Here is a 13409-nt window from a genome sequence, read left to right on the forward strand (position 1 = left end):
ATTCGGCCCGTGGATCCGCTGCTCGAGGCTCTCCGGCTCATCACGTCGGGTGACCTGTACGTCTGGAACGTCATCCTCCGCTCGCTGCAGATCAGCGGGTCGGCGCTCCTACTGGCGATGGTCATCGGGCTCCCCATCGGGATCGCGGTCGGGCTGACGCGGTTCCGGCTTCGCCTGCCCCTGGTCGCCGTGATCAACGCGGGGCTCGCCTTTCCTCCCGTGGTGGTCGGCCTCGGGGTCTTCCTCGTGCTGTCGCGGGCGGGGCCGCTCGGCGACCTGCAACTGCTCTATACGCCGGCCGCCATGATCGGCGCCCAGGCGATCCTCGCGGGCCCGTACATCGCCGCGGTGAGCCTCGCCGCGGTCGAGAACATCCCCCGGGACATCGCCCTCCAGGCGCGGGCGCTCGGCGCAAGCCGGCGGCAGGCGATCGTCCTGCAGTTGCGGGAGGTGCGGACGTCGCTCGTGGCCGCGGTGGCGGCGGGGTTCGGCGCCATCATCAGCGAGGTGGGCGCGGTGATGATGGTGGGGGGCAACATCCTCGGCGAAACCCGGGTGATGACGACGGCGATCGTGCTGGAGACGCGGCGCGGCAACTTCGACGTCGCGATCGCCATGGGGATCGTCCTCATGCTCATCGCCCTGTGCGTGAACGCGGTGCTCCTCCTGCTCGGACGGCGCACGATCCGCCGCGGCCGGGCCACGTGAACGCCGCCGACGGGCCGCTTCTCGGCGGCGCCGGGCTGCGCCGCGTCTACGGCGGAAGGGTGGCCGTCGAGGTAGGCCGCATCGAACTGCGCGAGGGCGAGATGCTCGCGGTGTTCGGGCCGAACGGGGCCGGCAAATCCACCCTGCTGCGGCTCCTCGCCATGCTGGAGAAGCCCGACGCGGGCGAGGTCACCTTCCGCGGCGGGTCGGGGCGGGCGGCGGAGCGGGCGCTCCGGGCCGCGTCCGCCGTCGTGTTTCAGCGCCCTCACTTCTGGAGCGATTCGGTCGAGTACAACGTCGGGCTCGGCCTTTCCCTCCGTGGCGTGCCCCGCACCGAAGCGCGCGCCCGGTCGCGCGCCGTGTGCGAGCAACTCGCGATCTCGCACCTGCTGGGAGCCCCGATCTCGCGGTTGTCCGGAGGAGAGGCGCAGCGCGTGGCGCTCGCGCGGGCGCTGGTCCTCGACCCCGAGATCCTCTTCCTCGACGAGCCGACGGCGAACCTCGACACCGATTCGCGGCTCGATCTCCGCCACGACCTCGAGCGGGTGGCGCGGGAGCGGGCGACGAGCGTCTTTCTCATCACGCACGACCGGGGCGAGGCTTTCCACCTCGCGGACCGGGTCGCCGTGATCCGCGACGGGAAGCTGGTCCAGACGGGCACGCCGAAGGAGATCTACGAGAATCCCGCGGACGTCTACACGGCGCGCGTCACGGGAGCGGAGTTCACGATCGCCGGCGTCGTGACGCGGGCGCACGAGCGCATGGTGACGGTCGACATCGGGGGCGCCGCGCTCGTGGCCCTCGGCGAGGCGGCGCCGGGCACGCCGGTGAAGATCGCCTACCGGCCGGAAGACCTCGTGCTCGGCCCCCCGGACGTCCCGGCGGCGGATCTGAGCACGCGCAACCTGGTCGTCGCGACGGTGGAGGAACGGCGCGACATGGGCGGGCTCGTGCGGCTGCGGCTACGCGGTCCCGTCGAACTCGTGGCCCTCGTCACGCTCGACGCCGCGGAGGAACTGGGCGTCGACCGCGGAGTGCGCGTCGCGGTGCGCGCGAAGGCCACGGCGCTGCATGCGTTCGCGGCAGCCCCGGCGGCGGCCCCGCCCGGCCCGGCCACATAGCGCGCCGCTAGGGCGAACGCCGCCGTATCCCGGGCCCCGTCCAGATGACGATGGCCCCGCAGCGCCCCACGGCCCCGCCGAACTCGGCCGGCAACTCGCTCGCGCCTCGGTAGACTTCGATCCCGGCGATCTCGGACGGCGTGACGAAGTTGTCGATCGATTCGCCGCCCCCGCCGTCGCGGATCACGCGCACGCCGTCCAGGTAGACGTTCGCGTTCTGGCACCCGTATTCGGCGCTGCTGCTCAGGCTGGGCGCGCCCCGCGTCATGCGGATCGTGCAGTTGTTGTTCGCGCCTCCGGTGCACTCCGTGCGCACCCCCGGAATCCGTCCCAGGTAGTGCGTGACCCGGATCGCGCCGGCGTCCTGGATGTCGTCCCGCGTGAGAAACACACCTCCGCTGATCGCCTCGCCCAGTTCACGCCGGTCGTAGAATCCCTGCAACTCCAGCCGTTTCTCCCGCAGCGCCGTGACGACGATGGGCGCGAGTTCGATCGGGTCCGCGCTGAGTTCAAAGTCCACCTGCACGGTCCGGTCGCTGGGCAGATGCACCAACTGGTCCAGGGGATCGAAGGTGAGGTGATCCACGGTCACGCGGTACATCCCCGGACTGATGTCGGTGAACATGAAGCGGCCGCTGCCGTCGGTCATCCTCTGCCGGTCCTCCGCCAACAACGTGTCCGAGAGAACGACGTTCGCCGCTTCGATCGGCCGCCCGGAACGCCGATCGCGCACCCGACCGACGATCCGGCCGGGCACCGTGAGCAGGCTGGCGAGCACGCCTTCCTCCACGCCCAGGAGGATGTCCCATCCGGCGGGGGGACCCGGCTCGATGCTCACCTGCGTCGGCTCCGTGCGGAAGGACGGGAACCCCGCGCTCACGGTAAGGTCTTCCAGCGGCGGAAGGCCGCAGAGGACGTATACGCCCTCGCTGTCCGCCTCGACGGAGACGGTGCGCCGCCGTCCCTCGCCTTCGGTCCAGGTCGCGGAGACGGTGGCCCCCGGAAGGAGGATGCCCTGGAGCGTATCGCGGACGATGCCCGCGAGGCCGGTGAGGGACGGATCCATCTCCGCCGGACACGTCACGAAGCTCCGGGGAGGCGTGGGGGACGGGCTCTGGGCGGCCAGCCGGGATCCGGCCGGGGTCAGGATGGCGGCGGCCGCCAGAACGCAGGACGCGGCCCGATAATGGACCCTCCTCCGAGCCTGCGTCTCCGACTGACCCTCTCGCTGTGTTCGCATCCCGCGGTCTCCGCCGCTACGTCGCCAGGCCACGCGTGGAAAGTAACGCAGGCGCCGGTATTGCGAGAGGCTCCCGCCCGCTGTCACTCTTTCGAGGGTTCTTCGGCCGCGGAGTCTCGTTGTGCAAAACGTGGGAAACCGGCAAGCGCGCTGCGCGATCGGTGTCGTCTGCATCCTCTTCGGATTGTCCGGCTGCCTGAATCTCGGGGTCGGCGTCTCCCCCACCGTGGGGAACATGCTCACGTCCGTGGTCAGCGAGGGATCCGCCCTGCCCGAGTTCGCGCGCGCCGCCGGCGGGCCCGGATCCATGCGCGTCTCGGGCCAGATCGTGGGCCGGCTGCGGTGCGACTACCTGTCCCCGGATCTGCGGGAGGTGGACGGCGGACTGGAACTGGCCATCACGATCGTGTCGGGCCGGCAGGGCTGTAACAGCCTGACGCCCTCGACCCTCTCCTACGTGGCGAACATCTACAACGTCGAGCCGGGGTCCTGGTCGATTCTCGTGGAGCACCGCTACGAGGGCGTGGACGGAAACCCCGGAGAGCGGCTGTACGACGTCGTCACCGTGAACTAGCCCCCCGGCGGGGACGACTCGCTCCGCGGCGTCAGGCCAGCGGCGTCGAGCGGGAATGGAGTCCGAGAAGATCCGCGTCGCTCATGCCGGCCAGGGCGCGCGTCGCCTCGGCCACGCTGCGACTCTCGTGCGACAGCCAGCGCGGCGGCTCGAAGGGGTCCTCGAGGCACACGAAGTAGATGCGGGCCGCCTGGGGCGTATTCGGCTGGCCGCCCGAGACGTAGGCCTCCCAGCGGACCATCCCCCCGTCGAGGAAGGTGCGGGAGAGCGCCTTCTTCGGATCCACGCTCGGGTTCGGGGCCACCCTCGCGCCGCTCACACCTTCACCGAGCGCGCGAGCAGTTCGCGGAGGCCCGCCTCGTCCATCTCGGCCACGGCCTCCTTCGGCACCTTGGAGATGCCGGGAGGCGCCTGGTTGTAGCGCTGGGGAATGGTGATGTCGTCCTGGTTGCGGAACATCACGAGCAGTCGGGGCGACTGCTGCGTGGTGCCCGAGAAGATCGAGAACTCGGCCTCCCAGGTGGCCCCCGACTCGCTCTCGAACCGCGTTCGGGCGCTGTCCGCGGCCCCATCCATTCGGAAGATCAGTTTCTTCAGAAGCGACATGCGCGCCACACTAGGCGAGTCGGGGTTGGACCGCCAGCCTGAAGGGTTCCGAAGCAGGCGTGAAGCTGCGACCTTGCATTGGATTCGATGCCCGGCGGGGGGTTTCCGGCCACCCGTCGGCCACGCCCCGCGCCGGCCACGCAAGGAGAACGTCATGCCGGTCCACCGTCGCCCGTCCCGCGCCCGCGCGGCGTCCCGCCCGTACCCCCCGACGATTTTCTTCCTTCTCGTCTTTTTCTTCCTTCCCTTCGCCGCCACGGGCCAGGACGCGAATGTCATCGACGCGTTCTCGCGGCAGATCGCGGCGGACGTCGAAGCGGACGGCATCGGCGGGATCACGGCGGCGGTCTTCAAGGGAGACCAGGTGCTGTGGGCGCAGGGATTCGGCTGGGCCGACCCGGCGAACCGCGTTCCCGCGGGAGTGCGCACGATCTACCGCACCGGATCGATCTCGAAGTCGGTGACGGCGATCCTGATGGCGGACCTGGTGGAGGAGGGGACGGTCGCGCTCGATGACGCGGTGGTGGACCACTTGCCCGAGGCCGCCGGCTTCGGAGACCCGCCGGCCGGCATGGAGCCGATCACATTGCGGCAGTTGGCCAGCCACACCGCCGGCCTCATTCGGGAGCCCGAACTCGAAGGCGCCGCGGCGGGGCCGATCGAGGACTGGGGATACAAGATCCTCGCCTCAATCCCCCACACGCGGTTCTACACGATGCCCGGCACCCAATACCAGTACTCCAACATCGGGTACGGCGTGCTCGGTTACGCGCTGCAGCGGGCCGCGGGGACGTCCTTCATGGACCTCGTCGAGGATCGCCTGTTCGAGCCGCTGGGCATGCGCTCCTCGACCTTCATCGTCGGTCCCGACCTGTGGCGGCGGGTCGCGGTGGGGTTCGCGAACGGAGCCGACGGCGAGGTGAACGCCGACTTCCCGGCGCTCGAGCACGAGGGGCGCGGATACAAGGTGCCGAACGGTGGCGTCTACGCGACCGTCGGGGACCTCGCGACGTTCGGTGCCGCGGTCATGGGCATGACCGAATACGAACTCCTGGAGCCGGCGACGCGGCGGGACGTGATGACGGTCCAGACGCCGGAGGATCCCGACTCGGGGTACGGACTCGGGTTCTCGATTCGCCCGGTCGCGCTCGAGGGCGGCGGCGAGGTGCGCTTCGTCGGCCACGGCGGTTCCGTGGCCGGGTACAACATGTACCTCGTATTCGAACCCGAGAGCGGCTACGGGGTCGCGCTCGGCCGCAACTACAACCGCGGCGCCACCAGTCTCGGCGAGGCCGGGAACGGGCTCCTCCAAGCGCTGCTCGAGGCCGACAGTTGAACGGCGCCGGGCCGCCCCTGCGCGGTGTCGCGCCGCTCCTCGCGCCGGCGGCCGCTCTCGTGCTGGCGGCGGCCGCCCTCGCGCCCTTCCCGGCCGCGGGGCAGGAAGAGGAAGAGGAGCGGATTCTCCGCGCCTGCCGGCAACTCGGACAGGCGGAACTCGAGGTCGGCATCGAGGGCACGATCCGGGACGACGAGAGCCGGGTCCCTCTGCCGGGGGCGACGGTCCTGATCCGCTACGAGGCCGAACGCGGGCTGACGACGCCGGAGGACGTGCGGGTCGAAGCGGATGAGCGGGGGCGATACCAGGTCTGCGGCCTCGAAGCGTTTCGGGAGATCCGGGTGCGCTCGACCTACCGGGCCCGGCGCGGGAAGGAGCGCAAGGTCGAACTCGACCGGTCGCAGTTCGTCGACCTCGAGGTGGACATGGGGGACGCGGCTTTCGTCGTCCTTTCGGTCATCGACGCCGCGGACGGGCGGCCGGTCGCGGGCGCGCGGATCGACTTCTCCCCGCTGCCGGTCTCCGGGGTCACGGATACGCTCGGACGCGTGGCGTTCCGCTCGATGCCGCCGCTGACCTACGGCCTGCGCGTCGCGCACATCGGCTACGCACCCCTCGAGACCGAGATCAACATCCTCACGGACCAGCGCGCGGAATTCCGCGTCGAACTCAACACCCAGGCGATCGCGCTCGCCCCGATCGAGGTGCGGGTGACCGGCCGCGACCCGTTCCTGCTCACGTCCGGGTTCTACGAGCGCCGCCAGTCCATCGACGAGGGCTACTTCGCGACCCATCCGGACATCGACCAGTTCATCCACCTCGGGCAGGTGTTCCAGTTCAAGCGGGAACTCTCCATCCGGTACCGCCGCAACCAGCTCATCCTCCTCAACGGAAGGCCGGCGATCCAGCTGGGATACCACCGCGGGAACCTGAGCGAGATTCCTCTCGACCGAGTGAGAGGTGTCGAGGCGTATCGTTGTATCGAGGCTCCACCGGAGATTCTGAATGCGGTTCCCATCCGTATGAAGATGAGGAGCTGCAACCTGGTCGCGATCTGGACGTACTGACGATTCCTTGAGCGACACCGGCCGGCCCGAAGGGGAAACTGCGGCTCCCGGCCGTTCCCGCGTGTGGGGGACGGTGCGGGCGCTGTTGTGGGGTACGCACGAAGACTTCACGTCGGGGAGTCTGAACCGCGGCGTGCTCCTCCTCGCCATCCCGATGGTGCTGGAGATGGCGGGGGAGTCGCTGTTCTTCCTCGTGGACATGGCGGTCGTCAGCCGGCTCGGGGCCAACGCGCTCGCGGCGATCGCGCTCACCGAAGCGATGCTGGCGGTCATCTACTCGGTCGCGGTGGGGCTGGCGATGTCCACCACCGCGATGGTCGCGCGCCGCACGGGCGAGAAGGACGAACGCGGGGCGGCGACGGCGGCCGTGCAGGCGATCGTGCTCAGCGTCGGTATCGCCGCGGTCCTCGGGCTCGCCGGGGCGATCCTGGCCCCGTGGCTGCTGCAAGCCATGGGCGGATCACCGGAAGTCGTCGCCCAGGGCACGACCTACGCCCGCATCCAGTTGGGTGGGATGGTCGTCATCATCCTCCTCTTCGTGAACAACGCGATCTACCGGGGCGCGGGCGACCCATCCATGGCGATGCGCTCGGTGTGGCTGGCCAACGGGATCAACATCGTGCTCGATCCCGTGCTCGTATTCGGCCTCTGGATCTTCCCCGAACTCGGACTCCCGGGCGCCGCTGTGGCCACGACGACGGGGCGCGGGATCGGGGCTCTGTACCAGTTGTGGCACCTGTCCCGCGGCGAGCGTATCCGGGTGCGGCGGAGCGACCTTCAGGTCCGCTGGCCCGTGATCCGGCGACTCGCTCGTGTGTCGGTCGGCGGCGTGGGACAGATGCTCGTGACCCAGGTCAGTTACATCGCCTCGATCCGGTTCCTGTCGGAGTTCGGGACGATCGCCCTCGCGGGCTACACGATGGCGATCCGGGTCGTCATCTTCATCATTCTCCCCGCCTGGGGTCTCGCGAACGCCGCCGCCACGCTCGTGGGCCAGAATCTCGGCGCCGGGAAGCCCGACCGCGCCGAGCGGGCCGTCTACCTCACCGGCTTCTGGAACATGCTGTTCATGGCCGTGGTGACGGTGGTCTTCGTGGCTTTCCCGGGGCCGATCCTTGCGCCGTTCGCCCCGGACCCGGAGACGCTCGACGTGGGCGTGCGCGCACTCCGGATCATCAGCTACGGGTACATCTTCTACGCCTGGGGCATGGTGACGATGCAGGCCTTCAACGGCGCGGGCGACACGGCGACGCCGACGTGGATCAACATCGGCGTGTTCTGGTTCTTCCAGCTTCCGGTCGCGGCGCTGCTCGCCTTCGTGATCGGGTGGGGCGAGACGGGCGTGTTCTGGTCGTTCGCGGTCGCCTACTCGCTGTCGGCCGTCGTCGGCCTCTGGATCTTCCGCCGCGGCCGCTGGAAGCAGAAGGTCGTGTAGCTTCCCCGGCCCCGGCCTGCTACGCGGAGCAGCGCGCCCGGCCTGCCGCTCCCTTCGACCGGAGGCCGATCACGACGCTCGCCTGCTGTCCCTCGGCGAGTTCCACCTCCCGCACTCTGAGGTCGAAGCCCCCGCAGAGGGCGGTGATCCGGTGCGTTCCCGGCGACAACCCCTCCAGCGAGAACCGGCCGGCTCGGTCGGTCGTGACGCGGACATCCGTGCCGGCCACCGTCACGCTGGCGGCCTCGAGCGGGTGTTCGGTGCGTTCGTTCACGACGACGCCCGTGATCCGCCCCGGCGAGGTCACGGTCACGGCGAGCCCTGCCTCGACGCCGGCCTCTGCAACGACCACCGAGGGCTGCCCCCTGTGCGGACCGTAGGCGGCCGTCAGTTCCAGGGCCACGTCGGCGGGGACTTCGCAAAGCCGGTATCGTCCGAGAGAGTCCGTGCGGACCACCGTCTCCACGCGTTCGAGGCCGCTGGGATCCCCGGGATTCGCGTAGGAGGCGAACACATGCGCGGCGGGCAGCCGGACTCGGGTCACTTCGTCCTCCACCAGGCCGTCCACCGCCACCTGGCCGGGCCGGCCGGCCGGGTCGCACAGCTCGACCTCGATCTTCGGTATCTCGGGTGTCTCCGCCGTCCAATTGGACCACAGGATGATCGCGCCGCAGGTCATGGAGGTCCCGTCCCAGGCGAAGAACGGTATCTTGCTACCGGGTTGGTACAACTCCGCCGCACCGAGGTCGTGTACCGAGAGCTCTTCCAGCAGCGTCGGGGGCGGCGCCTCCGGGGAACGGAAGGTTCCCCCCGGGTTCAGCGAGTACGACCTGCTCGTGCCCGAGCCGTCCGCCGCTCCGATGGCCCGCCGGTCGAGGTATACCGGGATCTGCGGACACCGCGGCAGAGGGGCGCGCATCTGGAGGGTGGACATGAAGTCGGCGAGACGCACGAAGCCCCGCTTGCTCGCTTCGATCCACTGCGGCTCGAAGTACGTTCCCCAACCTTCCTCCATCCGGTCGTAGAAGCCGGACTCCACCAGGCGCGGCGGCCGTCCTTCCACGCCGACTTCCAGCGGCTGCAGCGGGATCGCCTGCGGGGTCAGGCGCACATCCAGCCGCGGGGGCGCCTGCGCGCCGATCTCCAGCGGCGTACTGAGCAGCTCGTATCCGAAGCGCCGCACGGCGAGCGTGTAGGCGCCCGGCGCAACCCCGGGGAAGGCGAAGGCGCCGTCTGGTCCCGTGATGGTTTCGCGAGCGGAACCGGACGCATCGGCCAGCCGAACGGTCGCGCCATCGATCGGTTCGCCCGTCCCGTCGTCAACGACGGTGCCCTGGATCCCGACCGCCTCCTGGGCGCTCAGGGCGTCGGACGAGATCGCACTCCCCACCGCGAGTGCGGTGGCCAGAGCCAGCAACAGCGACCCCTTCGTCATCCGCGACGGAGTCTTACCGGGGGCTGCTAGATCGAGCACGTGCCGCGTCTCGCGAGGTCCGTCGCGCGCAGCCGGAGGACCACGGCCACGTTCCCTCCCTCGGCCAGTTCCACCTCCTGCGGGGAACCGGTATAGCCGGCGCACACGGCCCGGATCGTGTAGGACCCCGGTGGCAGGTCCTCGAGGGAGAATCGTCCCGCGGCGTTCGTCACCGTACGGAAGTCCGTGTCGACGAGCACGATCCGCGCGCCCTCCATCAGCGCCGAGGTCGCCTCGTTGAGGACCATGCCGGTGATCGTCGCCGGAGACGTTACCGGCACCGTCAGCTTCAGCGCGTCGCCGTCCGCCGCCGCAAGCGCAACCAGCGGCCCGCCCGCGTGCGGGCCGTACTCCGGAGTGAGATGGATGACGACGCCCTCCGGCAGGTCGCACACGCGATACCGTCCGAGCGAGTCGGTGCGAACGACCGTTTCCACGCGCTCGAGGCCGCCGGGATCCTCGGGGTTCGCGTACGACGCGGACACATGCGCGGCGGGCAGCCTGACCTCGGTGACCTCGTCCTCGACGAAGCCATCCAGCGCCACCTCTTCGGGGCGGCCCCGCGACTCGCACAACTTCACCTCGATCTTCGGGATCTCCGGCAGGCGCGCCGTCCAATCGGACCACAGGATGACCGCGCCGCAAACCGCGGTCGTAAAGGTCCAGGCGAACATCGGAATCTTCGTTCCGGGCTGGTAGAGCTCGGCCGCGCCGAGATCGGACACCGACATCTCTTCGAGCAGCGGGGGAAGGCGATCCAATCCCACGGTGAAGATCCCTCCCGGATACGCATCGTCCGTCCCCCAGCCGGGCGTCGTGCCGATCGGCCTCCGGTCCAGGTATACCGGAACCTTCTCGCACCGGGACAGGGGCGCGCGGTTCTGGAGGACCCACAGGTAGTCCTTCATGCGCACGAAGCCGACTTTGCTGGCCTCGATCCATTCCGGCTCGAAGAACGTGCCCCAGCCTTCTTCCATTCGGTGGTAGAAGCCGGACTCCACGAGGTCGGGCGGGCGGCCTTCCACGCCGACTTCCAGCGGATCCAGCGGGATCGCCTGCGGGGTCAGGCGCACGTCCACCCGTGGGGGCTGCTGTGCGTCGACCTCCAGCGGCGTGCTGAGCAACTCGTAGCCGAAGCGCCGCACGGCGAGCGCATATGTGCCCGGCGCAACCTGGGCGAAGGCGAAGGCGCCGTCCGCGCCCGTGATGGTCTCCCGAGCCGAACCGGAGGCGTCCGCCAGCCGCACGGTCGCGCCGTCGACCGGCTCGCCCGTCCCGTCGTCAACAACGGTTCCGGCGACCTCCACCGCCTCCTGAGCCGCCATTCCGTCGGGAACCACGGCCGGGATCGCTGCCAGCGCGACGGCGAACAGGGAGGCACGGACCATTGCGGCTGCCGGTCCTCGCCGGCCCCGCGTCAGGGGTTCTGTCATGTGAACGTCCGTCAGGTTGAATGGCCCGGATCCCGGACCAGGAGAATAGACCATGGCACCGCCCGTGAGTAGACGGGACAACCTGCGTTCGCGTCACTTTCGAGGATTCGACGACGGCGATTCGCGCGACCCGGACCGGGCCGAGCGCTGGGCGGCCTACGACATCCGCATGCGGACGTACGCCCGCCTGTTCGACGCGGATCTGGGCCCCGGAGGCTGGGACGCGATCAACGCCTCGCACTGGGCGTACATCGAGGCTGGGCTGGACCGGCATCGCGGCGAGAGCGTCCGTTTCCTCCTCACCTACGGCGCGGGACACAAGGGCCCGTTCCTCCGCGAACTCCGAAAGCGCGACGACATCGTGCTCCTCAACGTGGCGCCGTTCCTCGATCGGCTGGCCGCCCCGTAGCGGCGGGCAGATGCTGTACCATCCAAAATCGGCCGTCTCGTTGCCGTCGAGGAAGGCTCGAACAAGGCTCAGCTTGACATCGTCTGGTCCGCTCCGTATGGTCGTCTTTCAACTGGTTTTGTGCCACTCTCAACTGGTTTTGTTCCCCCAATTCCGTGGAGAATGCCGATGAACAAGGTCACCTTCCGTTGGAATCGCCCGCTCCAGCTCCTGGGCCTGCTCCTGATCGCGGCGTTGTCGGTTGGTACCGAAGCCGCGCGAGCTCAAGAAGCAGGCGACGACTGCTTTGACTTCTACGGTTGCGAAGTCTGTCCTAATGAAGACGGGACCTGCATCACATATGTCTGCCCGTTCGGTGACCCCAGGGGTGTTGGGATCCTCTGCATAGGATGACTGCAGGATCGCACAATGCAGGGGATGAAGGAGCTGGTCGGTGGAACCGGGTCGTCAACATCGCGATCCTGGGAGTGCTCGCCATCCTGCTGTTCAATCCGTCGGGTGTGGTGGGAAGCTGGATCATAACAAAGTACAATGGATGGCAGGAGCAGCGGCGAATCGCCCTGAACTGGCCGGAGTTGACGAGCGCGTCGAGTTATCTTGGTCCGACCCCCCTACAGGATGGTGCTGTCATAGTGGAGTTTGTGGACTATGACTGCCCCGTTTGTAAGGCGGTGGCTCCCGACGTCCTGGAGAGCGTTCGCGGCCGCGGCGTTACGGTGGTTATGCGCCACGTCCCCTCTGAGCGCGGTGGTCCGGCTGCAACGGAAGCGGCTCTCGCGGCGATTTGCGCAGAGCAGTACGGTCTGTTCCCGGAGGCGCATGGCGCGCTGATCTCGGAGGAGAGGTGGCTGGAGACGCGAGATTGGGTGGGCTTCGCCGTCAACTTGGGAGTCGGCGACCCAGAGTCGTTCGGCAATTGTGTGAGTGAGGAAGAAGCCCCGCGGCGTCGTCTCGCCCGCGATGTGGAGTTGGCGGAAGTTCTGCGGATTCCCGGGACGCCGACCTTTGTCTCGGCCGAAAAGTTGCACCCGGGTGCACCGGGACTGGGGTCGGCGCTGGCGGCCGCTGCCCCAACGCGGCCGCGCACCCGGCGTCGTCCCTCCACCGACCCGGTCTTCGATTCGTCGGAGCACAGGGATCTTTCCGAGCGGCTGCTGGACGTCCGCGGCGGCTTCTTCACGCCGGACGGCGGTCTCGTTGTGTTGGACCGCACCGAGATCTACATCGTCGACATGGCCTCCGGGGAGCATCGAGTGGTGGGGCGCGAGGGAGAGGGGCCGGAGGAATTCGGCCACATACAGCGGGCGGTTCGCACGTCGGAGGGCGTCACCGTTAGCGACTACCTCAGGCGTCGTATCGTGTCGATTGGCCACGATGGCGACTTTGGCCACTCACGAAACTACTCGGATGTTCCGCTCAACAGCTCTCAACCGCGGCTGGTAGCCCGTCAGCCGGACGGCGGCGCGGTCTTCCGCGACGGAGTCGGCGATGCGCAGCGTGTGCGGAAGTCCGAAGGTCGATACTGGCGGCAGGCTCGGTACGTGGCGGTGGATTCCGCCGGCGGACTTCGGGTGGTCGCGGAGACACGAGGCAACGAACGGTATTCCGACACGAGACGTGACAGTCCCGTGTTGTTTGGGCACCGGACATTGGAGGCGGCAACCGCACACCGTCTCGTCGTCGCCGAAACTGACCAGGGATCCATCTCGGTATTCGACTGGAGCGGTGCGCCTGTCGCCAGTATTCCCATGCCGGCCGGCGTCAGGCTGTCCGCAGGCCAAGTGCGGATGGGGCGAGAGTCCGAGGCGTCGCAGCGGCAGCAGCAAAGGGGATGGCTCATGGAGGCCGCGGCGGACGGCAGGTTCCCGTTTGCGCCGTCGGACGTAAAGGAGCGACTCCTCTCGTTTGTGCCGGACTGGCCGGCAAACGAAGTAGCGCCCCCGATCGATGAGATGCTGACGGACTTCGATTCGAGACTCTGGGTGAGAGATTATCGGCTTCCCGGC

General features: G+C 68.9%; 14 protein-coding genes. 9 read left to right on the top strand and 5 right to left on the bottom strand.

Annotation, left to right across the window (positions count from 1 at the left end; all coding sequences use genetic code 11):
* Nucleotides 1-9 precede the first annotated feature (9 nt).
* Together RN743_RS02815 and RN743_RS02820 are read left to right on the top strand one after the other, a co-directional pair.
* The gene (locus RN743_RS02815) at nucleotides 10-708 is read left to right on the top strand and encodes an ABC transporter permease (protein ID WP_310776044.1); all 699 of its coding nucleotides are present in this window, start codon (nucleotides 10-12) and stop codon (nucleotides 706-708) included.
* A complete protein-coding gene (locus RN743_RS02820; protein ID WP_310776046.1) occupies nucleotides 705-1829 on the top strand; it encodes an ABC transporter ATP-binding protein in 1125 nt (374 codons plus the stop codon). The genes RN743_RS02815 and RN743_RS02820 overlap by 4 nt, the downstream gene beginning before the upstream one ends.
* Before the next feature lie 7 nt (nucleotides 1830-1836).
* Here the strand turns inward: RN743_RS02820 and RN743_RS02825 are convergent, their stop codons facing one another.
* Nucleotides 1837-3069: a carboxypeptidase regulatory-like domain-containing protein gene (locus tag RN743_RS02825; RefSeq protein WP_310776048.1), complete on the bottom strand. Its 1233-nt coding sequence runs from the start codon at nucleotides 3067-3069 to the stop codon at nucleotides 1837-1839.
* 121 nt (nucleotides 3070-3190) lie between these two features.
* On the opposite strand from RN743_RS02825, the gene RN743_RS02830 reads away from it, so the two are divergent.
* Nucleotides 3191-3643 carry a hypothetical protein gene (locus RN743_RS02830; protein WP_310776050.1) on the top strand — a complete coding sequence of 151 codons (453 nt, stop codon included), beginning with the start codon at nucleotides 3191-3193 and terminating at the stop codon, nucleotides 3641-3643.
* A 31-nt stretch (nucleotides 3644-3674) separates the two neighbouring features.
* Here the strand turns inward: RN743_RS02830 and RN743_RS02835 are convergent, their stop codons facing one another.
* Both RN743_RS02835 and RN743_RS02840 read right to left on the bottom strand, forming a co-directional pair.
* Nucleotides 3675-3962, bottom strand: a complete 288-nt coding sequence (locus RN743_RS02835) for a hypothetical protein (protein WP_310776052.1) — start codon at nucleotides 3960-3962, stop codon at nucleotides 3675-3677.
* Complete coding sequence (locus RN743_RS02840) at nucleotides 3959-4249, bottom strand: hypothetical protein (protein WP_310776054.1); 291 nt, start codon at nucleotides 4247-4249, stop codon at nucleotides 3959-3961. Before RN743_RS02840 ends, RN743_RS02835 begins: the two co-directional genes overlap by 4 nt.
* Before the next feature lie 154 nt (nucleotides 4250-4403).
* On the opposite strand from RN743_RS02840, the gene RN743_RS02845 reads away from it, so the two are divergent.
* From RN743_RS02845 to RN743_RS02855, 3 genes are read left to right on the top strand one after another with little or no spacing between them, the layout of a single operon-like run.
* Nucleotides 4404-5585, top strand: coding sequence for a serine hydrolase domain-containing protein (locus tag RN743_RS02845; protein ID WP_310776056.1), 1182 nt, complete (start codon nucleotides 4404-4406; stop codon nucleotides 5583-5585).
* A complete protein-coding gene (locus RN743_RS02850; protein WP_310776058.1) occupies nucleotides 5582-6652 on the top strand; it encodes a carboxypeptidase regulatory-like domain-containing protein in 1071 nt (356 codons plus the stop codon). Before RN743_RS02845 ends, RN743_RS02850 begins: the two co-directional genes overlap by 4 nt.
* Before the next feature lie 7 nt (nucleotides 6653-6659).
* Complete coding sequence (locus tag RN743_RS02855; RefSeq protein ID WP_310776060.1) at nucleotides 6660-8087, top strand: MATE family efflux transporter; 1428 nt, start codon at nucleotides 6660-6662, stop codon at nucleotides 8085-8087.
* Nucleotides 8088-8106: 19 nt separating this feature from the next.
* On the opposite strand, the gene RN743_RS02860 is transcribed toward RN743_RS02855, so the two are convergent.
* Entirely contained in the window at nucleotides 8107-9522 is a 1416-nt protein-coding gene (locus tag RN743_RS02860; protein ID WP_310776062.1) for a carboxypeptidase regulatory-like domain-containing protein, read from the bottom strand.
* Nucleotides 9523-9548: 26 nt separating this feature from the next.
* Nucleotides 9549-10994 carry a carboxypeptidase-like regulatory domain-containing protein gene (locus RN743_RS02865; RefSeq protein WP_310776064.1) on the bottom strand — a complete coding sequence of 482 codons (1446 nt, stop codon included), beginning with the start codon at nucleotides 10992-10994 and terminating at the stop codon, nucleotides 9549-9551.
* 52 nt (nucleotides 10995-11046) lie between these two features.
* Between RN743_RS02865 and RN743_RS02870 the strand changes: the two genes are divergently transcribed.
* The 3 genes from RN743_RS02870 to RN743_RS02880 all read left to right on the top strand — a co-directional run.
* Nucleotides 11047-11403: a hypothetical protein gene (locus RN743_RS02870; RefSeq protein ID WP_310776066.1), complete on the top strand. Its 357-nt coding sequence runs from the start codon at nucleotides 11047-11049 to the stop codon at nucleotides 11401-11403.
* 168 nt (nucleotides 11404-11571) lie between these two features.
* Entirely contained in the window at nucleotides 11572-11796 is a 225-nt protein-coding gene (locus RN743_RS02875; protein WP_310776068.1) for a hypothetical protein, read from the top strand.
* The coding region (locus RN743_RS02880; RefSeq protein WP_310776070.1) for a thioredoxin domain-containing protein at nucleotides 11793-13409 on the top strand (1617 nt) is incomplete at its 3' end. The genes RN743_RS02875 and RN743_RS02880, both read left to right, overlap by 4 nt.

Source organism: Candidatus Palauibacter scopulicola (assembly GCF_947581915.1).
Classification (GTDB): Bacteria; Gemmatimonadota; Gemmatimonadetes; order Palauibacterales; family Palauibacteraceae; genus Palauibacter; species Palauibacter scopulicola.

Excerpts from the sequence above, each read along its gene's own strand:
- RN743_RS02825 (WP_310776048.1), bottom strand. The coding sequence starts at position 3,069 with ATGCGAACACAGCGAGAGGGTCAGTCGGAGACGCAGGCTCGGAGGAGG.
- RN743_RS02840 (WP_310776054.1), bottom strand. The coding sequence starts at position 4,249 with ATGTCGCTTCTGAAGAAACTGATCTTCCGAATGGATGGGGCCGCGGAC.
- RN743_RS02845 (WP_310776056.1), top strand. The coding sequence starts at position 4,404 with ATGCCGGTCCACCGTCGCCCGTCCCGCGCCCGCGCGGCGTCCCGCCCG.
- RN743_RS02860 (WP_310776062.1), bottom strand. The coding sequence starts at position 9,522 with ATGACGAAGGGGTCGCTGTTGCTGGCTCTGGCCACCGCACTCGCGGTG.
- RN743_RS02865 (WP_310776064.1), bottom strand. The coding sequence starts at position 10,994 with ATGACAGAACCCCTGACGCGGGGCCGGCGAGGACCGGCAGCCGCAATG.
- RN743_RS02870 (WP_310776066.1), top strand. The coding sequence starts at position 11,047 with ATGGCACCGCCCGTGAGTAGACGGGACAACCTGCGTTCGCGTCACTTT.
- RN743_RS02875 (WP_310776068.1), top strand. The coding sequence starts at position 11,572 with ATGAACAAGGTCACCTTCCGTTGGAATCGCCCGCTCCAGCTCCTGGGC.